A 360-nucleotide genomic window follows, 5' to 3' on the forward strand; every position below is an offset into this window, starting at 1 on the left:
CTTATGGGTGACATTGTTAAAGGCAGGGAAGCAGTCATACGGTATTCTTGCTGTCCCAGAAATGGTCTGCATATTCGCGAGTCGTATATAGATGCCAGATCAAAAGGTGAAAACCGCTAACGATCTTCGCTACGTTGATTATTAGGACGTAGTGCAGGCATTGATCGTTCCACGCTATCATCATATCAAGTTTGCCAGCGAAATGCATGCAAAAAGCGTCTGTGCAATGGCACAGACGCTTTTTACATGCATTTCGCCAACGAACTTGATATGATGATAGCGTGGAACTATCAATGCCTGCACTACGTAATAGTAATAGGTGTTCGATCAAATCGCGCTCAAAGTAGGGAAGCTCTTTAG

It is taken from the genome of Tepidiforma sp. (assembly GCF_026419595.1).
GTDB lineage: Bacteria > Chloroflexota > Dehalococcoidia > Tepidiformales > Tepidiformaceae > Tepidiforma.